This window comes from Chryseobacterium culicis (assembly GCF_900108365.1).
GTDB classification, from domain to species: domain Bacteria; phylum Bacteroidota; class Bacteroidia; order Flavobacteriales; family Weeksellaceae; genus Chryseobacterium; species Chryseobacterium culicis.
In genome coordinates this window covers 611,292-631,736 of sequence record NZ_FNWQ01000003.1, presented here as the reverse complement: position 1 = coordinate 631,736, position 20,445 = coordinate 611,292, and the positions used below count along the sequence as shown (strand labels likewise).

Sequence of the window (20,445 nt, the reverse complement as noted above, 5' to 3'; positions counted from 1 at the left end):
CGATTAAAAATGACGGCCATGAACTGGCAAGCTGGAGCAAATACGGCGCAATCCGTCATGCACTCAACCAGATTACGCATCACAGAGCTCAGCTGGGCGTGTATTACAGACTGAACAATATTCCTTTGCCGGGAAGCTATGGGCCTTCAGCAGACCAGCAAAGCTTTTAATTTTATTACATCTTATATCTCAAAAAAAACCAATCCGGATGGATTGGTTTTTGATATTATTTAAAGTTGAATTTTACCGTAAACATGACCTGGCTAGGGCGGAGCTGAATTCTTGTGTAAGAAATACTTTGTGCATTGATATCATACGTTTCAAAAACTTTTTTGTTCGCAATATTCATCCATTTCAATTCAAAATCTATCTTCTTCTTTGCCCAGCTGAACTGATAAGACAAATCATAGAATCCATTATTATATTTCTGAGTTCCGGCGCTGCTGTTTACCTGGTCCCAATTAAATCCGATGGTATGATTTTCTATTGGATAGAAGAACACTCCTAAATTATGATTAAATCCATTTCTTGAGTTTACATTATTCAATTCAGGTGTTGCACTTGTATTGGTTTGTTGCGTTCTTGAAATAGTAAAATTATAATCCACACTCATCCAACTGAAATAGGTATTATTAAATTTAAATCCTACTGATTGAGAGTTGTTTTTACTTTCATAAGATTTATCATTCTGATAGGCATCTGATGTTGAAGTGTTATTACTATAGCTTACTGAAGCATTTGTTTTAAATTTTGGGAAATACTTTCCTACTTCTCCACTAAATCCATTATTTTTTGTGTGATTATCCTGTTCCAGATATTTCACGGTTGTATATCCTGCTTCATTTCTTACTGGTGAAGAAATAAGGTTTCTTTTAACATCGGATAGCCTGTAATTAAGATTAAAGAACAAATTATTCAGAGGATTTCTATATTCTATTCGTGTTCCTCCAGATTTTGTATTATTCTGAGGAATCGGGTTGGTAGCGTCCATTGCATTGATACCATTGGGTGAAGTCATTAAAAATCCTGAATAGGCTGTGTTTACCTCCCCAAAATTATTACTGATATTTCCTGTTAATGAAGCTTTCCAGAATGAAGCAAATGAATACTGTGCAAAAATATTAGGTTCAAACGTTACTTTATTTACTGATTTTGAAACAAGTCTTAATGGGTCTTCAGCTTTAATATTGTTTGAGTTCACTGGAAGATTGGCATAGATCATCCATGATTCACTTTTATAATTTACTCCTACGCTTCCATATGGAGTTGCTGTAGTGTATTTCAAATCATTATTATAAGCTGCATTTGGTCTTGGAAAACTACTATTTTGAAGATTTGAAAGGTCTGTGGTCAGATCTGTAGTTTTAAAATTAAATCCTATTTCCGGAGTAAAAGTCCATCCTTTAGCTGAAAAACCTAAATTAGCAGAATGATTGGCTTCGAAAGTTTTAAGTCTCATATTCTGTCTTACAATATCTGTGGGCGCAGTTGCATTGAAGCCCGGGATCTGCAAATAAGAAGCTGGTGAAACCTCTAATGTCTGTCTATCTGTCTGATAATTAATATAAGACTGAATATTTACCATTTTCTCTTTCCATGGGATAATAGTACTTAATGAGTTCTGAAATGAAGAAGTAGGAGATTCTATTGCTTCCTCCCCATGTCGGCTGCTGTTTCCATCTGTTCGATCTACAATACCACGATCTGCATTCCAATATTGAGAGAAGCTTGTGGTATTTTTAAAGAATCCTTTCTTTGCATTTTTAGTGAAAATCAATTCTCCTTTTGCTTTATCAGTATAAAAGTTATTGAAAATATTCTGAGTAACTCTTGAAGCGGGCTGATTAGATGTTGCAAAATAATCAGTTTGGCTATAAGATTCTCTATCTACAGCATTATTAGTATAGTTTGCGTTAGCTTTAAGTTCCCATTCTTTTTTCTTATCAATATTGGTAAGGTAGTTGGCTGATAAGTAATGGACATTATTCATCAAATATCTTTTTACCGGAAGATTAGGTGTGCTTGCATTTTCTACGTTCAGCCAGTCATTTTGAGAAGCATTGATTCTCTTGCCTTCATACCTGTTCCCAAAAGCCAGAATATTTCCTTCATTCTCCACCTGCTCACCCATATTATTGGTTTTATAATTGACTACCCACTGGCTTTTCTGCCCGAAAAACATAGGGGTCAGTTTTACATTCCAAAGCCATGGATCTCCGAAGCCTGTTCCCACTTCTCCTCTACCTGTCATGGTAACGGAGTTTTTCAGTTTGATATTGATGGCTGCCTGATCTGAAGGTACTTTATCCTGGAGGATTTTTACCGGCTGGTGATTTTCAAGAACTTCTACTTTCTGTACGGCATCTTTCGGAAGGGAGTTGTTGATGGTTCCGTAACCTCCTTCCATAAGGTCTTTTCCGTTCACATAGAATTTATTGATGGCATTGCCTTGATAAAGGATTGTTCCGTCCGTATTTACTTCAATTCCCGGAATTTTTTTCATTACATCTGCCAGCGTTCTGTCGTTTTTACTGTTGAAAGCTTTAAGGTCGTAAGAAATAGTATCCCCTCTTGCGGTAATCATTTTTGTTTTCAGCTGTACTTCTTTGATTTCTGTAGCTTCAGACTGCATTTTGAAATTCAGGGTCTGATCACTATTGCTGATCTGCTTGGTAAGGGGTTTCTGGTTGAAAGCTTTCACTTTAAGATCTACATTAGATTCTGCAGAAGTGAAGGTTACTTTGTATTCCCCTTTAGAATTGGTAATTCCGTATGCCAGAATCGCATCTTTACCGGGTTCTTCTACGGTCACACTTGCACTTGGTATAGCAACTCCATCATCATCCGTAATTTTTCCTGAAACGGTTTTCTGCGCATAAGTAAACACAGTAAAGAACAGCATCAGAAATAAAGAAATATTTTTTTTCATACTTATTATTTGCTCAATTAGTTAATGAATCTCGCTTTTTGTTACACTTTTTATAAAGATGAATTTTATAGATAAAGGTTAAATCTTTATCACTACAAACATAGTGATATTTTTTTAACGATTGTATTTTTATTAAAATCCTTTTTTATTCCGGATCAAATTACAGTTCTCTGCCCATTAGTATACCGATCATCAAATTCTTTCAAAATCTATAGTTGGCCTGTAAAATCTTTAAAAGTATCTATGAATTACTTTTTAAAAACTGTGTAACGTAATCCGGACGAACATTGTCATATTGAGTATAATAACAACAATTTTCAACTAAAGAAAAAATATTAATATTCTTATTTAGACCAGATAGTAAAATCTGATTTGAATCATAGATTAAAAAAAAATTAAACGCTGTGACATAAATATATATTTAATAATTTTGTAACATAAAATTTATAAAATGGGAATTATTTTAAAGCCTATAGATATTGTAGAGGATATTTCGAAAGAAGATTTCTACGAAAAATATCTGAAGCCAAGAAGGCCCGTTGTCATCAGGAATATGGCAAAAAACTGGCCCGCTTACCAGAAATGGACGATGGAATATATGAAGGAGGTTGTAGGAGATGTGGAGGTTCCGCTATATGACAGCTCAAAGGCAGATCCTTCTGCGCCCATCAATGCAGCGGCGGCAAAAATGAAGTTTGGAGACTATATAGATCTTATTCAGCGTGAGCCCACTGATCTCAGAATATTTCTTTTTGACCCCATAAAATATGCCCCTAAGCTTCTGGAAGATTATATTTCTCCAAAAGATCTTATGGGAGGTTTTCTGGATAAATATCCCAACATGTTCTTTGGCGGAAAGGGATCTGTAACGTTCCTTCACTTTGATATTGACATGGCTCATATTTTCCATACCCACTTCAATGGAAGGAAGCATATTCTGCTTTTTGATTACAAGTGGAAGGAAAGGCTATACCAGATTCCATATGCTACTTATGCACTGGAGGATTATGATATAGAAAATCCTGATTTCACAAAATTCCCGGCACTGGATGGTGTAGAAGGAATTGAATGTTATCTTGAGCATGGTGATACTTTATTCATGCCGACCGGATGGTGGCACTGGATGAAATATCTGGATGGAAGCTTCTCTATTTCTTTGAGAGCATGGGACAAATCATGGGCGGTAAAAGCACACTCTCTTTGGAATCTTACGGTACAGCGTAAATTTGACGACATTATGAAGTCAAACTTTAAAAAGAGCTATATGGACTGGAAAGAGAAAATGGCCGTTAAAAGAGCAGAAATGGCCTTGAAAAGAGGCTTACCAAGATAATTAAAAAGACGTTTCATTTTGAAACGTCTTTTTTTAGTTTATCTATTCAATATCAATTATTTACAACACTCTGAAAACCGGATACTGTCTGAATGTTTTTTCTTCAAAATAAGGAGAATGCCTGTACACCCAATCCAGCTGTGCATCTCCGTCTTCAGATAACTTTTTATCCGATGCTTTTGCTGCTTCAAAAGCTTCTTTCAGTTTTTTATCCCTTTTCAGAAGTTCAGCGGCTGTATCCTCGAAGATATAGGCGGAATAATATTCTTTCTGAGCCAGAATTCCGTCAAAGAAATTCCAGTTGAAAAATGAGTCTAATGCTTCAGGTTCAAGGGTTTCTATAATATATTTAACCCCTGGCTGATTCGTAGGAACAAGATAATCACCAGCTGTAAATGTCAGATTCTTGTGGGAAGCGTCAACCGTTGTTTCAAAATGCAGATAATGGCCTTCATAAGGGTTTTTAACGGTTTTAAAGTCTTTGATTTTATAAGATTCAACCGCCATCGTGCTGTCTCTCTGTATCGGTTTCATCTGAATTTTATTTCTTTTAAATTCTTCAATCACGCGGTACTGCGACTGTGGAATTACATAATACTTCGGAATGGTAATATATCCTGTAGGAACAGCAGTTGTAAACAGTTTTATATTCTTTGTAAAGGGTTTGTTTCTGTCATAATACAGCCTCGATTTGCCTGAAACATCACTGGGTTTGTATTTTCCTTCATATCCTTTAAAATCCATGGTAGAAAACTTTGTGGAATCTATTTTCCAACGGATACCATATTGCTTTCCTGCCTGATATTGTTTTAAATTTTCAATGCGAAGCTGCTTTATTTTCTGATAATCTTGATCCAGATTCTGTAGATTGACCAACATATATTTATAAGTAGCATCTACCCTTTTGTCATAAGGTTTCAGCATATGGGTTTCGGGAACGGTTCCTAAGGAGTTGAAAAGAGAGGCATACCCTGTGGAATACCGCGGAGAGTCTTCAAATGAGGCAAATCCCACTTCGGGAACATCTCCGTGAATATTGACATAAGGAGTACTTTCGTACCCGAGTTTCTTCATATCCTCAAGATTTTTAGCCTGATAGTCATTGTAAAAATAGTTCCCGAGAATGTTCCCCAAACGTTCTTTAAAGGTAGAAATATAGGTAAATGTGTATTGATAATCTGCTCCGTTGCTTACATGGTTATCAATGAAAACGTCGGGCTTCAGCCACTGGTAGATTTCCTGAAAGCTTCGGGCATTTTTGGAATCTGCCTTGATAAAATCCCTGTTTAGGTCATAATTCCTGGCATTTCCTCTGAAACCATACTGTTCCGGCCCATTTTGATTGGCTCTTGAATATGAACCTCTGTTGAGCATTCCACTTACATTATACGCAGAAATAGCAGCAATAATAAAATTCTGTGGCGTTTTAATCTTTTTAGTGGCAAGATCTCTCATCAGCATCATCGTAGCATCAATTCCGTCCGGTTCTCCAGGATGAATCCCATTATTGACGAAGAGAATGGCTTTATCTTTTCTTAATTTTTCAGGATCTTTTTCGGCGAATGGATTATAAATAACAACATAAATCGGCTTTCCATTATCATCTTCTCCTTTTTTAAGGTATTGAATGGTATTAAAGTTTTTGGCTAAATTCTCATAGTAGCTGTTCATTTCATCGTAGGTAACGGTCTGGTTTCCATTTCCTTTTTCAAAAGGGGTCTGAAATGATTTTTGAGCCAAAAACAAAGTTGAACTCAGGGTGAACAAAAGATATTTGAGTTTCATTGAAGTCATTTTTCGGACTTTAAAATTAATCATCTTTTGCGAAAAATGAGCGTATGCTGAGGGGTAAAATATTTTTAAAATAGAAACCACACAGACATTGAAAATCTGTGTGGTTTGATTTATCTTCATAACAAAAACCTATTATTGTTCTGTTTCACTTAATTCCTTCCATTTTCCTTGGGGTACAGGGAAGGAAGCGGATCGCTTTGCCAGAACTGCTTACTGTCAATATCCATGATGGATAAAGATCCGGTATAGGCAGCTCCGGTGTCCATATTCCAGATATTGGCTTTATGGGCGGGTGTTTTAATTCCTATATCGAGCGTTGGAGTATGTCCAATGAATATTTCTTTATACAGAAGCAGCCTTTTGGGATATAATTCTGAATTTTTATCCAGTTTTTTATCCATTGCCACAGCAGTTTCCCAGAGGGTTCTGTCCCAGCGGTAATTGCTGGAGTACACCTCTTTTTCAGGGCCGTGCATGGAGGCATATCCGGCATGAATAAACAGCCGGTTCTGATCATCAATATAATAGTTTCTCATCTTCTGAAAGAATTCGAGGTGGTTATCCAACTCTTCAAGAGCATAATCAGCATAACTTTCTATGCTACTTGTTCCTCCGTTGAAAAGCCATACATCAGGTTTTTGTCCTAATGAAAGCCAGTCTTCGCACCATGCATCATGATTTCCTTTGATGAAAATACATTTTTGTTTTTCGGAAAGTTCGATTAAGAACTGTATGATTTGTGAAGACTCGCTCCATCCGTCTACGTAATCTCCGAGAAAGATCAGCTGATCATTTTCTGTCACGCCTGCTCTTTCAAGAACCTGCTGCAGGGCTTTAAATCCTCCGTGAATGTCTCCTATGACTAGTGTTCTGCTCATTTTTACTTCGAAATGTATTTGGCATCTACAAAATCTGTCAGCCATACTCCGTTTGCAGACTGGTAGAAAGATAAACCATCCTGATGCATTGTTCCGGTTCTGATGGTGAGAATTACTGGTTTACCGTGTCTCATTCCGACCTTTGTAGCTGTCTCTTTATCAGCACTTAAGTGTACATGCTGACGGGTTCTTTTTTCAATTCCTTTTTCTAAAATCGAAGAAATATTAGATTCTGCAGTTCCATGATAGAGATATTCAGGAGGCTGTATTGCTTCCAGAGCCAGATCTATATCAATTGAATGTCCCTGACTTGCCCGGATCATGGTTTTGTCTTCATTAAAGGCAAAACGCTTTTTATTGTTGGTTTCTACTACCTCATCTAATTCTTCGGGACTAAAATATATTTTTCTTTTGGCTGATTTCGCTCTCAGCTCTTCTACATCTGCCCAGCCGTTTTCATCTAATTTCAGACCGATTGTTTCCGGCTGATGCCGTAGAATCAGGCTTAAAAATTTACTTATTTTTTTCTTTTCTATTTCGTTCATGGTTTGTGTTTTAGTTCATTAATTTTTGATGCAATTTCTCACAGAGTTCTTCAATATCATCTTTCCTCACCAGCTCAGCAATCCATTCTTTAGGAATGTTTTCATAACCATAATAAATTCCGGCAATACCTCCGGTGATGGCTCCTGTTGTATCGGTATCTTCTCCCAGATTTACTGCTTTTAAAACTGCTTCAGAATAGCTTTCTGAATTGAGAAAACACCATAGAGAAGCCTCAAGGCTGTGAAGAACATATCCACTTGAACCTATTTTTTCCTCATCAAATTCAAATATATTTTTGTTTAAAATTTTTTCAAATTTATCCATTTCTGATTGAGAACAAACAAGATTAAAGTCTAAAAAATGCTTTACTGTTTGTTGCATTTTATGATACGCATCAAACTTTTCTGCTCCATTTAAGATTTCCAACAAAAGCTCCAAATAAATAAAACATGCAATCACTGAACGAATATGTCCGTGTGTTATTGAAGAAACCTCCTTAATTCTATCAAACCTTTTTTCAATAGGAAAATTTTTAATGTAGAATAATAATGGTAAAATTCTCATTAAAGATCCGTTACCATTATCAAACTCACTTGTTCCCCCGCATAATTGAGGAGTATATCCTTTACTGACTTTATATATCGCTTGTCTTGTAGCAATTCCTATATCGAAAACACGCCCATGAGGAGTCCAAATTTCTGCATTATACCACTGCAAAAACTTCAGAGCTATATTTTCAAGGTTATATCCGTTACACAAACTATCTGCAAGACATAACGTCAAGGAACCATCATCACTCCATGTGCCTACAGGCTGGTGATGGGTTCCCAAAGCACGCATCTTAGTAACAGGAGAACGCTTAAGTTGTTCTCTGCTTCTGAATTCCACCGGAACTCCAAGCGCATCTCCAATACAGACGCCCATAATTCCAGCTTTTACTTTGTTTTCCATTAGGCTAAATTGACTAATTTATCAAACAATAATTTCATTCCTTGTGTGGCTGTTTCTTTCATCACTACGGCTCTTTGTCCGTATCCGAATCCTGTTTCATTAGGATTGATGACGATGAGAAGACAGTCATCTTTAATATCATGAATCAGCCCGGCAGCAGGATATACCTGCAAAGAGGTTCCGATTACCAGCAGAATGTCCGCCTCTTTTACGATTTCTCGCGCCGTATGATACAATGGAACGTCTTCTCCAAACCAAACGATAAATGGTCTTAATTGTGCTCCATCTTCTGCTTTGTCTCCGATATTGATATCCTCTTTTTGTTCATAAATCAGGTTTTTATTGTTACAGGAACATGACTTGAACAATTCTCCGTGAATATGAAGAATATCGGTAGATCCTGCTCTTTCGTGAAGATCATCTATATTTTGGGTAACAATCTGAACTTCAAAATATTTTTCCAGCTCTGCCAGCAATTGGTGTGCTTCGTTCGGCTGTACTTCATGAAGCTGGCGTCTTCTCTGGTTGTAAAATTCAAGAACTAAAGCTCTGTCTCTTCTCCATCCTTCCGGACTTGCCACATCTGTTACATTATGATTTTCCCAAAGACCGTCTCCGTCTCTGAACGTTTTTATTCCGCTTTCGGCGCTTATTCCGGCGCCGCTTAATATGGTTAGTTTTTTCATTGGTTTACTCTAATAATTTATTGTAAATCATTTCATTCTCATCATCAAAACAGACAAAAATAACTTTCTCAATGATTTCTGATTGAAATTTTCTGACCTCATCTGCTGCTATTTTTCCTGCCAGCTCTTTTGGAAACCTATAAATTCCTGTACTAATATTAGGAAAAGCAATGGTTTTTACACCAAGACTTTCTGCTAATTTCAAAGAATTGCGATAACAGTTGGCCAGAAGCATTGATTCTTTTTCTTCATGGCCATTCCAAACAGGACCTACGGTATGAATAACGTATTTTGCAGGTAGATTTCCTGCATTGGTTACTACAGCTTCTCCCGTTTTGCATTTTCCTTGTCTGTTTCTTATCGCTTTGCATTCTTCCAATATCTGAGGACCTCCAGCTCTATGAATAGCTCCATCTACACCGCCGCCTCCAAGTAAGGATGAGTTGGCTGCATTGACAATGGCATCAGCTTGGATTTTTGTAATGTCTCCTTTTATTAATTCAATTTTCATCTTAAATTGAGTTTTGTGTTTAAAGCCTCGTCATCAAATAATAATGGCTTTTCTTCAGGAACAATCAGATTATCCAGATCATCGTTCAATACAAACTGATATTGTTCTGCCACAAAATCAGAAATATTTTCAATGAAAAGAATATCATTCTTAGCAAAAGTCTTAATAAATTTATTCCGCAAGCCAATCTGAATTGCTCTCCGTTCCAGTTTATTTCCAAAAGTATCATGATCCGGATCCCACTGCAGTCTTACTGATGATTGTTTTATCTGATCCTGCCATTCATCTCTTGAAATTCCAAGCTTTTTACTGTAAGAAGAAAGTACCGCATTTTCCAAATAGTTTATAAATGTTTCTTTCTTCAAATGAATTGCTAAAACACTTTCCTGATCTTCTTTCCTTCCCCAGCCACTACGATACATCATCCAAAGGAAATTAGGTTTTATCCAGGTCATTCTTTCAAAGCTGAAACTTCCGCCAAAAAATTGGTTTTTAACAGCAAATTCTCCAATTTCTTTTCTGTAAGACTGATACACTATAACTTTCTCATTATCATATTGAGCCATGATGTGATATCCCTGTTGAGGCCAGTCTTGTAATTGTTCTTTATATCTTCTTAATTTAAGATTCATTGTATTTCTTCAAACGGTTTCAGCATTTCTTCTTTCTTAGTAAGTACTGCAAAAACCACTCTTTTAAATTTATTTTTATACTTCCCCTGAAGATGCTTCCTGAATAATCCTGCAATATCTTCTGGATCATTTTTGAAAACCCCGCATCCCCAAGCCCCTAAGATCAAAACTTCATTTCCCTGTTGTAGAGCCAGTGAAAGCATTTTATCCATCCTGAGATCCATTGCATCAAGAATTTCATGTGCCTTTTCCGGTTCCTGACGTTTTACCACTCCTGCATTGACTGCCGGAGACGTAATGAAATTGCATAAAACAGGCTTTGGAAGTAATTCTCCCTTGTCTTTTCTAAAAACGGGAACTTTAGGACTGTAAATCATGGTGTCTGTATAAAAACAGGATTCCATCGCCCGATGAATCGTATAATAATCCCATGCCTGAAGTAAGCTTTCATACAGTCCGGAAGTTCTTGCCAGACTTTCTTCCTGTGCTTCTGCTCCATTGATAAATCCTCCGCCCGGATTTTTTGCTGATGCAAAGTTCAGACACATGATCTTTTCCTGATTTTCTTCTTCAGCTAATTGTAAAATTGCTTTTAAAGAACTGCATTTCCAGGTTTCAATTTTTGTTTCAAAACTTGTTTCCGGCATTGGAGATTCTTTCATTTCAGAAAGTTGTTCCGGAGTGAAAAGAACGGTTTCTTTTTTACTGATTTCCAGTTCGTTTTCTATATTTATTTTTTCGTTATGTTCGTTGATATAATATTTTTTAGCTAAGATATCCAAAGTATCTTTTGCCATTCCTTTATTAGTCATAGTTAGTTTTTTATGTTGATCATCAAATCTTCCACCTCAGCGCTTCCGCCCTTCTTAAAGTCATCTCCTATAAAGACTTTGATTACTTTGATATCTCCTACAATTGCCTTATTAAAGCTGTTAAGATCCTCAGAAGGAACCCATAATTCATTGTGGTTTCTGGCTCCTACATTCTGTGCAGGATATTGATTTGCCACTTCTTCCAATACGTCAAACTGAGTTACAAAACCAAGATAGTTTCCTGCTTCGTCTCTTGTATTCCATTTTTCTGCAATCTCTGAAGCATATTCTTCATTAAGAACAGGATAAAAAATGGGTTGCCAATCTAATCTGGGAGGAAATTCTTTAAATCCGCTTTCTAAGATTAGAATCATTTCTTTTTCTCCTACTGGTCTATATAATGTTGTTGTTTTCATGGTTATTATTTTCAATCATTAAATATAAAATTAAAGCTTTAATCCTCAGGCTGATTACTTCTTTTGAAATTAAAAAATCTGTTTAAAATCTTTTGAATACGGAGAATAGGATCCGTAAACAGCGTCAAATTCCACATCAATGTTTTCTACCTTAAAATGTTCTTCAATCTGATCCAGACAGGTTACAACAAGATTCTTTTTAGTTGGAAATACATACGCTGCATCCAGTTTTAAGGCATAATTCAGCAGTTGGTAATCTATTGCTCCGGTTCTGAATTCCTTCTGATATTCATTAAATGTACAGGTTTCCTCTTCATTATTTTTCAGATGCATTTCTTTTTCATTGCTCATCCAGCCGTTTCCGTGCCTGGTTGAGTAGCTTCTGGTCACATAATACATTTCAATGTCTTCAATCTTTAAAAGCTTACAGATTTCGAAGGCATTTTTTGAAGTGGTATGCGCATAGGTCACATTGGGAAAAACGCCATGGTCCATATCGAGTAAAATACCCTGACTTCCTTCGAAAATAAGATGATCAAACGAAGCCAGGTAGTTATAATCATTTATTTTCCAGTCAATGGCTTCAATAGCATCTAAATAACGCTGTAAAAGTTCTGTGATCTCATTTTCATCTGCAAAACCATGGTAATAGGCAATTCCTTTCAACTTTTCCATCAGCATTTCTTTGGGTGCTATGAGGTCTATGGCAAATAGTTTATAAGGACTTTCGTTTCTTTTCATCGTGGCTCCTACTCCTTTTCCACACGTTCCATGTTCAAGATTGCGGGCATTCGTTCTGTTTTGCCATACATCAAAAGGAGTTGTCACTTTAGCCAATGGATGAATATGCAGTTCTGTGTTTCCATCTTTTGTTTTTAGATCTTCCCTCTCATTCAGGAGAAAAACAGGATGAACAGTACAATGCTCGGTAAAGTAAGAAGGCAGACCGCGAAGTGCTCCGCTGGCAAAACTGGAATGTACATGTTTTCTTTCATCCATCATTACGGTATGAGCAGCCTGCTGTCCTCCTGAAAAACGGATTACAACAGCTTCCGGATTCTGAGAAGCCAGAAAATCTGTGGTGATTCCTTTTCCTTCGTCACCAAAACCAAGTCCTATTACTATTTGCGCCTTTTTCATGTCCTACTGTTTTTTAAAATTCTTAATCACAACATTTTCTGATGATAATTCCCGATTTCTAAAGCATTTGAAACTGATCTAAACCTGTTCCTGTTGTTCCGAAACTTTGATTTTTAAATGTATCACAAATAATCCCTTTAATAAGATTTGGAATTTCTCTGTGGTCTTCTATGGATATACAGTGTTTTCCTAATAATTCTTTCCAGCCTCTGTCTGCTCTCAATGCCTGGTCGGAGTGCAAAACACTGATGTGGTAGACGTCATATTTTTTCTTTGCTTCTTCCAGCAGTTCAAAATGAGAATACGTCTGCTGCCCTTTTCCCATAATCTCTCTGATAGCAGAGGCAGAAAGTGTTTTTAGACAGGGCTCATCACCTACGGTAAACAGCAATCCTTTTTGCCCTCTTTTTTCAAAGGCATCCGTTCTGGTGTGGAATGCGGCAAAATACCATGCTAAAAGGTAGCTTTCTCCTGCATTACCGCCGCCTCCGGATTCAATATAAGTTCGTGTAAGCCACATATCCAGTTCTTCATCTCCAGACTCGAACTGCCCCACCTGAAGCGGATAGCCATCACATTCATGATCCCCGATTCCCAGGAATAATAAGGCTGGATCAGGAACACCTCCCTGAATAATTCCTCCCATTAGCTTTGGTAATCCCTCTCTAATGAGTTCGTGGGGAATATGGCCCATACTTCCGGTAACATCCAGTCCTAAAATAATAGGAACCGAATGAGGATGAACTTCCGAATCTCTGGATTCTCTGAAAGAAATTCCGTGAGGATTCATGGATTCGTGAGCCATTCTTTTGGCATTCTGGGTGAAAATTTCTCCTGCGGATTTTGTTCCGTAACCTGCTTTGCTTGCTCTGTCATAACGAGCGTCTAAATCGTATCTTGTACTTCCCATGACTATAATGTTTTTCCAAATAAATATTCAAATCTCTTTTGGGTTACTTCGAGCTGAATATTCAGATTTCTGATTGTTAATGATAATTCAATGTCTTTCTGAACGAATGCTTCAGGATTAAAATCCGCAAAAGTCAGACTGTTTCTGTCTAAAGGACTGATATCTATAAGCCCTTCCTGTTCACGCTCGAGTCTTTTAATTTTGAGTTCGATATCTTCTACTCTGCGTCTGTAGATCAGTTCGGAATCTGCTCCGATGATCCTTGCTCTATCTTCTCTGATCTGATCATTATTTCTCTGTAATGATTCGATAAATCTTGGTTTTAATTCATCTTCCATGATCAATATTTTATTTGTGTTGATATTACGCTAATTAGACAGGGTACAGTTATGCCTTTATTTTCTGAGAGCGATGGTATTATTTTCTTAATTCATCTCTTACTTCCATCAAAGCAAATCCTAAAAGATTTTGTCCGTTCCACAGTAATGGATTTTCTGCCCTGCTGTCTGTTTCCAGCATTCCGATTCCCCAGATTGTATCATATGGACTTGCCTCTACGAGAATTTTATCTCCTGTGGACAAAAGAAAGTCTTTAAATTTCTGGTTTTGAGAGAATTTCAAAAGATTTCCCCTGGTTACAATTTGATATTTATGGTTATCCCAGATTTTCGGATCAAAGTTTTTTACTTTTCTTCCCAGAGCCTTTGCCTGATTGGGAGTATTTGTACTTAAGATTTCCTTTTCTGTTTCAGGATCATTAAATAATCTGGCTTTTGCTGCCATCATATAATGTTCTGCTGTTTTATAAGTAACTCCGTTTTCTTCAAAGCATCCCAGAAACCATTGACTGAAACATGATTTGGTAACCATATCTTTTGCGGTGTGTCCCCAGAAAAAGAGAAACTTTATTCTTTTCTTTTTCTGGAAACGTTCTGTAATATTTTGTAGGGTGTATTTCATGATTGCGTTATTTTGACACAAATTTAAAGGATTATCATTTTATGAACCAAATTTATTTGCGTTAATTTTACACTAATTAATTTAATAAACTGATTATCAATGATAAAAATTTAATTTATAGAAACACGAATAACACAAATTTTGATCACAAATGGCACCAATTTGATACATTTTGGCTAAAGCCGATGGAATTTGGCTATAAAAAAACGGGCTAAAGCCCGTTCCTATTGAATATATTCTGTTATTTTTTGCTCCAGGATATTGGTGAAAATTAGTGTCAAATCACTCGTGAAATTTGTGTTTAGATATAACTATTTTATTTCAAAATAAAAGCCCTGTTCTTCAAGCTCTTTATATTTTTCTTTGTTGAATGTAAAAAGTTTTCCCGGCCTTCCGCTGCCTTCTTTCTTAACGTTATTCGTCTCATTAAGCAGTCCGTAGCTCATAATTTTTTTACGGAAGTTTCTTCTGTCAATCTCCTGTCCTACAATTGTTTTGTAGAGATTTTCAAGATCTGAAAAGGGGAATTCTTCATTAAGAAGATTAAATCCGATTGGCTGGTATTGAATTTTCGTGCGAAGCCTTTTTAAAGCCGTTTCAATGATTGTTTTATGATCGAAAGCCACTGAAGGAAGTTTATTGATGCTGAACCATTGTGCATCTTCTGCATCCGAATCAGCAAACAGCTCATGGTAAGAAGGGTTCACAAGCCCCAGATAAGCCACTGAAACCACTCGGTTTCTTGGATCTCGGCCAGGATTACCAAAAGTGTACAGCTGTTCCAAAAAATCGGGTTTTATGCCGGCTTCTTCATAAAGTTCTCTTTTTACAGCATCGTCTATACTTTCGTCATCCAGAACAAGTCCTCCCGGAAGGGCCCATCCTCCTTTGAAAGGCTCAATATTTCTTTTAATCAGAAGGATCTGAAGATCTTTTTTGTCAAAATATCCGAAAATAACGGCATCTACAGCCACTTTTATATCCTGTAATTTTTTTGGAGACTCCATAAATTGATTTGCGTTACGAATACACAAAATTACAATTTATGCCTGTATTAAAAAATAATTTTCATTATAATAAAAGTTATTATCTTTAAGCTATTATTGTAACATTCTTAAAACTAAACAATTATGAAAAATTTATTAACCATTCTCCCGGCAGCTTTATTATTAACAGCCTGCGAGAAAGGAAAAACAGCAGCAGCTGCCGGTTCTGATAAAACAGATTCTACCGCTGCCAGTTCTGAATGGAAACCTGTAGATTCTGCGACCGCCATGAAAGCCTGGATGGAATATTCAACTCCGGGAGAAATGCAAAAAATGCTGGCAAAATCTGACGGAACCTGGACCGGGGAAACTACCATGTGGATGGAAAACGGAGCAAAACCTATGATGAGCAAATCTGAAGCGACCAATAAAATGATGTTTGGCGGGCGTTATCAGATCACGAACCATAAAGGTGACTTTATGGGAATGCCTTTTGAAGGAATGAGCATTGTAGGATATGACAACTCCAAAAAGAAGTTTGTAAGTACCTGGATCGACAATATGGGGACTGGAATCATGAATGGAGAAGGAGACTGGAATGCTTCCACAAAATCGGTTGAATTCAAAGGAAAAATGACAGATCCTTCAAGACCCGGAAAAGATTGTGATTTTAGAGAAGTATTCACGTTTGTGGATGATAACACTCAAAAGCTTGAAATGTATGGCCCGGATTCAAAAACGGGAAAAGAGTACAAAACCATGGAAATAAAATATACCCGTAAAAAATAAATCAGAAAAAAACCGCTTCTCTCGAAGCGGTTTTTATTTTATAATGAATTAAATTAATCATTGAGTTTCAGTACAGCCATAAATGCTGATTGCGGTACTTCTACTCTACCAATCTGCTTCATTTTTTTCTTACCTTCTTTCTGCTTTTCCAATAGCTTACGTTTTCTGGAAATATCTCCTCCGTAACATTTTGCGGTAACGTCTTTTCTTAAGGCCTTAATGGTCTCTCTTGCGATCACCTTTGTTCCTAATGCAGCCTGAACAGCAATATCAAACTGTTGTCTCGGAATCAGCTCACGAAGCTTCTCACACATTCTTTTACCGATGTAATAGGCATTAGAATCGTGAATTAGTGAAGATAATGCATCTACCATATCCCCATTGATCAGGATGTCCATTTTTACCAGCTTGGAAGCTCTGAATCCGATTGGATGATAATCGAATGAGGCATATCCTTTGGAGATTGATTTTAGCCTGTCGTAGAAATCGAATACGACTTCAGCAAGCGGCATATTGAAAACCAGCTCCACTCTTTCTGATGTCAGATAGCTTTGATTAACAATTTCCCCTCTCTTTTCAATACATAAGGTCATTACAGGCCCTACGAAGTCTGATTTAGTAATAATAGAAGCCTTTATATAGGGTTCTTCCACTCTGTCCATAATAGAAGGATCCATCATTTCAGAAGGGTTGTTAATCAGAATAGGAACTTCCGGTTCTTTTTTAGAGTATCCAAAATAAGATACGTTTGGTACTGTAGTAATTACGTTCATATTGAACTCTCTGTCAAGACGTTCCTGAACAATTTCCATGTGAAGCATTCCCAGGAATCCGCAACGGAAACCAAAACCAAGTGCTGCAGAACTTTCCGGCTCGAAAACCAGAGAAGCATCATTCAGTCTTAATTTTTCAAGAGAGAATCTTAATTCTTCAAAATCTTCAGAATCAATAGGATAAATACCGGCAAATACCATTGGTTTCACTTCCTCAAATCCGTCAATAGGGCCATCAGCTGGCTTTTCAAAAGAAGTGATGGTATCTCCTACTTTTACTTCACGGGCATCTTTAATCCCGGAAACCAGATATCCTACGTCTCCACACTGAATAGTTTTCTTTGGAACCTGCTTCAGTTTCAGGGTACCTACTTCATCAGCACCATATTCTTTTCCAGTAGCAAAGAATTTGATCTTTTCATTTTTTGTGATACTTCCGTTCACTACTTTGAAATATGCTTCAATTCCTCTGAACGGGTTGTAAACAGAGTCAAAGATCAAAGCCTGAAGCGGACCATCAGGATCTCCTACCGGTGCGGGAATTCTTTCTACAATCTGCTCCAGAAGGTGGTGAACTCCCTCTCCTGTTTTTCCGGAAACTCTTAAAACATCTTCATATTCGCATCCGATCAGATTCATGATCTCATCGGTTACCTCTTCAGGGTTTGCAGAAGGCAGGTCAATTTTATTCAGAATCGGAATGATCGTTAAATCATTTTCCAATGCAAGATACAGGTTGCTGATCGTTTGAGCCTGAATACTCTGTGCAGCATCTACAATAAGAAGCGCTCCTTCACAGGCAGCTATAGAACGGGAAACCTCGTAAGAAAAGTCAACGTGTCCCGGCGTATCAATAAGGTTTAAGATATATTTTTCTCCTTTATACTCATAATCCATCTGGATGGCGTGAGACTTGATCGTGATCCCGCGTTCTTTCTCCAAATCCATATCATCCAGCGTCTGAGACTGTAATTCTCGTTGGGTAACGGTATTCGTATACTCCAATAGACGGTCTGCCAGGGTACTTTTACCGTGGTCGATATGAGCGATTATGCAAAAATTTCGTATGTTTTTCATTTAAGAATCTTGTAATTTGCAAAGATAAGAAAATGCAAATGAATTTTTCATTGTTAATTCTTTCTTTTAACTGAAACACAGATACAACTCAGCACGGAATCTCATTTTGGCCCGTTTTATTCTCAAATACTATTTCGTTTTACCAAAGTCTTCCGGAAACAAGTAATTTCCGGTAAATGGGTCAATATAAACTTTGGGGCCTATTGTATTCTTTTTTTTATTGGATAGACTGACATCTATAACCGCACCAATAACGCCTCCTACCAGGCCTCCTGCAGCAACACCAACAGAGATACCGTTTACAGCCGTTTGAGGAAACAGTTCCGCCTTGGTTGCTTCAATAAATACACCATTTTCATCTTTAAAAATTTCAGTGTAGCCAACGGGAATATTTTTGTATGCTATCCCTTTATAAACAAAGGCATAAAAACGTCTGATGCCTGTTTTTTCATTCCCTTTTACTGCTTTTGTAACGACTCCTTTATCATTTTCCTGTACAGTAAATCCTGGTTCAGGATTGTGAGTAAAAAAACTATAGTAATCTTTGTAAACCCCGTCTTTCAATTCGTTCGCTTTCAGAATACCGAGTTTTTCTTTTAATACAGAAGCATAGTCAGGCAGCTCATTTTCTGAAATGCCCAATTCCCAGGGTGTTGCTCTGTAGGAATCTTTAAACAGCCCGGTAAGAACTAAAGTTATTTTCCTCGCCAGACTTTGAGCCAGATAAGGGGTTTCACGGGATGAAACAGTTGCTACTGTATCTTTTCTGCCAATAAAATGATAGCCATCTTCCTTCTTAATAAATGTGCTTGCCTTCAATTCAAGCTTCCCGACAGAATACTTCTCTTTTCTGTCTTCTGAAACATTCAAACTTTCGAGCAAAAAAACCATCTCTTTATCTCCCCTTACAGGATTGTACTTATAAAACCAATCTTTTATGTCTTTACCGGCCCCATTTTCGAAAACAACCTTAACCTCATCCTTATGGTACATAACCGCTCCTATTTCCGGATTTGATCTCTGATCTATTACTGTAAGATTTTTGATAGAATTTTTGCCATCTTTAATAGACTTTGAGAGGTCAATGGTCTCTATTTTCTGCGCTGCTGCAAAAACTGAAAGCAGTAAGAATAAAAGAATATTTCTCATGGTTTATGTTTTTTAACTCTGACAAAAATAGGAATTTACAGCAAAATTAAACGGCTCTCACAGAAAGATCTGTAAGAGCCGTCCAACATTAAAAAAATAAACTATTATGGGTTTTGTTTAGGTTCGGAAGCACTATTTTGTCCGTGTGGTCGTCTTTCATCCATTTTATCCTTCATCATTTTTTCAGACTGAAAGAGCTTCAGAACTTTTTGGCAGGGAATTACCTGCTGCATTTTTTCTGCGTATTTTTTTCTGTTATCCAGCAGCTTTTGTCCCACTTCAAAACTTTGCTGTAATTTCGCTTTTGCTTCCTCATCACTTAATGTTTCAGGATCAAAACTTGAATTGAACTGGCTTTTTATTTGCTTCTGGCTTTCCAGATATTCATTATATAGTTGAGTAAACTCGGCCTTATCACCGGGATCTACATTCAGGTTTTCCATAATCATATTATTCCTGAATTTTTTCAGAAGCTCTCTTCTCTCTTCCGGAGAAAGATTATTGATGACCTCTTTCCTTTGCTTAGGATCCATTTTCTTCCAGTCATAATCTGTCCTCTGGGCATTTAAGCCGAAGCCGTAAATAATCAAAAACGCAAATAATATCTTTTTCATCTTTCTTTTAATTATATATATCCAAATAAACGTCCTGTGTCGAATTACTTGCTAATTCTGCAATTTCAGAATTAGAAAACGAGTCCAGATATTCATTCATTTGTATTTCTTCTTTTTTGGTAGCTGCTTTTGCAGGTTTCGGGGCTTCTGATATTTTTTCAGTTACCTTTTCTGCTTGAGACGCATAAACATCTTTACCGTTTTGATTTTCAACTGTTTGATAATTATTTTCAACAGAAGTTAAATCAGATTTTAAAGTTTCATAGGCCACTTCACTTTCTGTTTTGGGTTCTCCGTTGCTGGCCATATATTCTGTTTTGGAGCTCAGCTTTTGCTTCGTAGAATGGTTATCCGAATTAAAAACATAAGTAGCTCCAAAAATCAAAGCCAGTGATGCTGCTGCGGCATACATCCAGTTCATCTTAAAGACAGGTGCTTTTTTACTTGTCTTTATATCATTCAAAACGCTCTCCTGAATATTTTCAAACATATTATCAGGAACTGTGTAAATGTTTTTACGCTCTAATTTTTCTATGTCGAACTCTTTCATCTTTGTTGG

The 20,445-nt window shown here is 36.9% G+C and carries 21 protein-coding genes; 2 read left to right on the top strand and 19 right to left on the bottom strand.

Going from position 1 to position 20,445, the window contains the following annotated elements:
• Positions 1-226 precede the first annotated feature (226 nt).
• Positions 227-2,929: a carboxypeptidase-like regulatory domain-containing protein gene (locus tag BLW74_RS14595; protein WP_089693384.1), complete on the bottom strand. Its 2,703-nt coding sequence runs from the start codon at positions 2,927-2,929 to the stop codon at positions 227-229.
• A 451-nt stretch (positions 2,930-3,380) separates the two neighbouring features.
• Here BLW74_RS14595 and BLW74_RS14590 point away from each other — a divergent pair, with 451 nt between their 5' ends.
• Positions 3,381-4,262, top strand: a complete 882-nt coding sequence (locus BLW74_RS14590; RefSeq protein ID WP_089693382.1) for a cupin-like domain-containing protein — start codon at positions 3,381-3,383, stop codon at positions 4,260-4,262.
• 60 nt (positions 4,263-4,322) lie between these two features.
• Here BLW74_RS14590 and BLW74_RS14585 read toward each other — a convergent pair whose 3' ends face one another.
• From BLW74_RS14585 to BLW74_RS14520, 14 genes are all read right to left on the bottom strand, one after another.
• Positions 4,323-6,047: a M14 family metallopeptidase gene (locus BLW74_RS14585; RefSeq protein WP_089693603.1), complete on the bottom strand. Its 1,725-nt coding sequence runs from the start codon at positions 6,045-6,047 to the stop codon at positions 4,323-4,325.
• A 158-nt stretch (positions 6,048-6,205) separates the two neighbouring features.
• Positions 6,206-6,934: a metallophosphoesterase family protein gene (locus BLW74_RS14580; protein ID WP_089693380.1), complete on the bottom strand. Its 729-nt coding sequence runs from the start codon at positions 6,932-6,934 to the stop codon at positions 6,206-6,208.
• A gap of 2 nt (positions 6,935-6,936) precedes the next feature.
• Positions 6,937-7,479, bottom strand: a complete 543-nt coding sequence (locus BLW74_RS14575) for an RNA 2'-phosphotransferase (protein ID WP_089693378.1) — start codon at positions 7,477-7,479, stop codon at positions 6,937-6,939.
• 10 nt (positions 7,480-7,489) lie between these two features.
• On the bottom strand, positions 7,490-8,431 hold the full coding sequence (locus BLW74_RS14570) for an ADP-ribosylglycohydrolase family protein (protein WP_089693376.1): 942 nt from the start codon (positions 8,429-8,431) through the stop codon (positions 7,490-7,492).
• Positions 8,431-9,117, bottom strand: coding sequence for an SIR2 family NAD-dependent protein deacylase (locus tag BLW74_RS14565; RefSeq protein WP_089693374.1), 687 nt, complete (start codon positions 9,115-9,117; stop codon positions 8,431-8,433). Before BLW74_RS14565 ends, BLW74_RS14570 begins: the two co-directional genes overlap by 1 nt.
• 4 nt (positions 9,118-9,121) lie before the next feature.
• Positions 9,122-9,628, bottom strand: a complete 507-nt coding sequence (locus tag BLW74_RS14560) for an O-acetyl-ADP-ribose deacetylase (RefSeq protein WP_089693372.1) — start codon at positions 9,626-9,628, stop codon at positions 9,122-9,124.
• The gene (locus tag BLW74_RS14555; protein ID WP_089693370.1) at positions 9,625-10,260 is read right to left on the bottom strand and encodes a DUF4291 domain-containing protein; all 636 of its coding nucleotides are present in this window, start codon (positions 10,258-10,260) and stop codon (positions 9,625-9,627) included. Before BLW74_RS14555 ends, BLW74_RS14560 begins: the two co-directional genes overlap by 4 nt.
• Positions 10,257-11,072 carry a TIGR02452 family protein gene (locus BLW74_RS14550; RefSeq protein WP_089693368.1) on the bottom strand — a complete coding sequence of 272 codons (816 nt, stop codon included), beginning with the start codon at positions 11,070-11,072 and terminating at the stop codon, positions 10,257-10,259. The genes BLW74_RS14555 and BLW74_RS14550 overlap by 4 nt, the downstream gene beginning before the upstream one ends.
• A gap of 2 nt (positions 11,073-11,074) precedes the next feature.
• Entirely contained in the window at positions 11,075-11,488 is a 414-nt protein-coding gene (locus BLW74_RS14545; protein ID WP_089693366.1) for an ADP-ribosylation/crystallin J1, read from the bottom strand.
• 69 nt (positions 11,489-11,557) lie between these two features.
• On the bottom strand, positions 11,558-12,628 hold the full coding sequence (locus BLW74_RS14540; protein ID WP_089693365.1) for an adenylosuccinate synthetase: 1,071 nt from the start codon (positions 12,626-12,628) through the stop codon (positions 11,558-11,560).
• Between the two features lie 58 nt (positions 12,629-12,686).
• Positions 12,687-13,538, bottom strand: coding sequence for a hypothetical protein (locus BLW74_RS14535; protein ID WP_089693363.1), 852 nt, complete (start codon positions 13,536-13,538; stop codon positions 12,687-12,689).
• 2 nt (positions 13,539-13,540) lie between these two features.
• The gene (locus BLW74_RS14530; protein ID WP_089693361.1) at positions 13,541-13,876 is read right to left on the bottom strand and encodes a hypothetical protein; all 336 of its coding nucleotides are present in this window, start codon (positions 13,874-13,876) and stop codon (positions 13,541-13,543) included.
• A 79-nt stretch (positions 13,877-13,955) separates the two neighbouring features.
• Positions 13,956-14,498 (bottom strand): NADAR family protein, encoded by a 543-nt coding sequence (locus tag BLW74_RS14525; protein ID WP_089693359.1) that lies wholly within the window; start codon positions 14,496-14,498, stop codon positions 13,956-13,958.
• Positions 14,499-14,809: 311 nt separating this feature from the next.
• A complete protein-coding gene (locus BLW74_RS14520) occupies positions 14,810-15,505 on the bottom strand; it encodes an NUDIX hydrolase (RefSeq protein WP_089693357.1) in 696 nt (231 codons plus the stop codon).
• 123 nt (positions 15,506-15,628) lie between these two features.
• Between BLW74_RS14520 and BLW74_RS14515 the strand changes: the two genes are divergently transcribed.
• Positions 15,629-16,273 carry a DUF1579 domain-containing protein gene (locus BLW74_RS14515; protein ID WP_089693355.1) on the top strand — a complete coding sequence of 215 codons (645 nt, stop codon included), beginning with the start codon at positions 15,629-15,631 and terminating at the stop codon, positions 16,271-16,273.
• A gap of 53 nt (positions 16,274-16,326) precedes the next feature.
• Here BLW74_RS14515 and lepA read toward each other — a convergent pair whose 3' ends face one another.
• The 4 genes from lepA to BLW74_RS14495 all read right to left on the bottom strand — a co-directional run bounded on the left by lepA (position 16,327) and on the right by BLW74_RS14495 (position 20,436).
• Positions 16,327-18,123 carry a translation elongation factor 4 gene (gene lepA / locus BLW74_RS14510; RefSeq protein WP_089693353.1) on the bottom strand — a complete coding sequence of 599 codons (1,797 nt, stop codon included), beginning with the start codon at positions 18,121-18,123 and terminating at the stop codon, positions 16,327-16,329.
• Between the two features lie 129 nt (positions 18,124-18,252).
• Complete coding sequence (locus tag BLW74_RS14505; protein WP_089693351.1) at positions 18,253-19,272, bottom strand: hypothetical protein; 1,020 nt, start codon at positions 19,270-19,272, stop codon at positions 18,253-18,255.
• A 104-nt stretch (positions 19,273-19,376) separates the two neighbouring features.
• On the bottom strand, positions 19,377-19,886 hold the full coding sequence (locus tag BLW74_RS14500) for a hypothetical protein (RefSeq protein WP_089693349.1): 510 nt from the start codon (positions 19,884-19,886) through the stop codon (positions 19,377-19,379).
• Positions 19,887-19,893: 7 nt separating this feature from the next.
• The gene (locus tag BLW74_RS14495) at positions 19,894-20,436 is read right to left on the bottom strand and encodes a hypothetical protein (RefSeq protein WP_089693347.1); all 543 of its coding nucleotides are present in this window, start codon (positions 20,434-20,436) and stop codon (positions 19,894-19,896) included.
• Between the last annotated feature and the right edge of the window lie 9 nt (positions 20,437-20,445).

Bases quoted from the DNA above. Each gene is read 5' to 3' on its own strand.
- BLW74_RS14595 (WP_089693384.1), bottom strand. From the start codon at position 2,929: ATGAAAAAAAATATTTCTTTATTTCTGATGCTGTTCTTTACTGTGTTT.
- BLW74_RS14590 (WP_089693382.1), top strand. From the start codon at position 3,381: ATGGGAATTATTTTAAAGCCTATAGATATTGTAGAGGATATTTCGAAA.
- BLW74_RS14585 (WP_089693603.1), bottom strand. From the start codon at position 6,047: ATGAAACTCAAATATCTTTTGTTCACCCTGAGTTCAACTTTGTTTTTG.
- BLW74_RS14580 (WP_089693380.1), bottom strand. From the start codon at position 6,934: ATGAGCAGAACACTAGTCATAGGAGACATTCACGGAGGATTTAAAGCC.
- BLW74_RS14575 (WP_089693378.1), bottom strand. From the start codon at position 7,479: ATGAACGAAATAGAAAAGAAAAAAATAAGTAAATTTTTAAGCCTGATT.
- BLW74_RS14570 (WP_089693376.1), bottom strand. From the start codon at position 8,431: ATGGAAAACAAAGTAAAAGCTGGAATTATGGGCGTCTGTATTGGAGAT.
- BLW74_RS14565 (WP_089693374.1), bottom strand. From the start codon at position 9,117: ATGAAAAAACTAACCATATTAAGCGGCGCCGGAATAAGCGCCGAAAGC.
- BLW74_RS14560 (WP_089693372.1), bottom strand. From the start codon at position 9,628: ATGAAAATTGAATTAATAAAAGGAGACATTACAAAAATCCAAGCTGAT.
- BLW74_RS14555 (WP_089693370.1), bottom strand. From the start codon at position 10,260: ATGAATCTTAAATTAAGAAGATATAAAGAACAATTACAAGACTGGCCT.
- BLW74_RS14550 (WP_089693368.1), bottom strand. From the start codon at position 11,072: ATGACTAATAAAGGAATGGCAAAAGATACTTTGGATATCTTAGCTAAA.
- BLW74_RS14545 (WP_089693366.1), bottom strand. From the start codon at position 11,488: ATGAAAACAACAACATTATATAGACCAGTAGGAGAAAAAGAAATGATT.
- BLW74_RS14540 (WP_089693365.1), bottom strand. From the start codon at position 12,628: ATGAAAAAGGCGCAAATAGTAATAGGACTTGGTTTTGGTGACGAAGGA.
- BLW74_RS14535 (WP_089693363.1), bottom strand. From the start codon at position 13,538: ATGGGAAGTACAAGATACGATTTAGACGCTCGTTATGACAGAGCAAGC.
- BLW74_RS14530 (WP_089693361.1), bottom strand. From the start codon at position 13,876: ATGGAAGATGAATTAAAACCAAGATTTATCGAATCATTACAGAGAAAT.
- BLW74_RS14525 (WP_089693359.1), bottom strand. From the start codon at position 14,498: ATGAAATACACCCTACAAAATATTACAGAACGTTTCCAGAAAAAGAAA.
- BLW74_RS14520 (WP_089693357.1), bottom strand. From the start codon at position 15,505: ATGGAGTCTCCAAAAAAATTACAGGATATAAAAGTGGCTGTAGATGCC.
- BLW74_RS14515 (WP_089693355.1), top strand. From the start codon at position 15,629: ATGAAAAATTTATTAACCATTCTCCCGGCAGCTTTATTATTAACAGCC.
- lepA (WP_089693353.1), bottom strand. From the start codon at position 18,123: ATGAAAAACATACGAAATTTTTGCATAATCGCTCATATCGACCACGGT.
- BLW74_RS14505 (WP_089693351.1), bottom strand. From the start codon at position 19,272: ATGAGAAATATTCTTTTATTCTTACTGCTTTCAGTTTTTGCAGCAGCG.
- BLW74_RS14500 (WP_089693349.1), bottom strand. From the start codon at position 19,886: ATGAAAAAGATATTATTTGCGTTTTTGATTATTTACGGCTTCGGCTTA.
- BLW74_RS14495 (WP_089693347.1), bottom strand. From the start codon at position 20,436: ATGAAAGAGTTCGACATAGAAAAATTAGAGCGTAAAAACATTTACACA.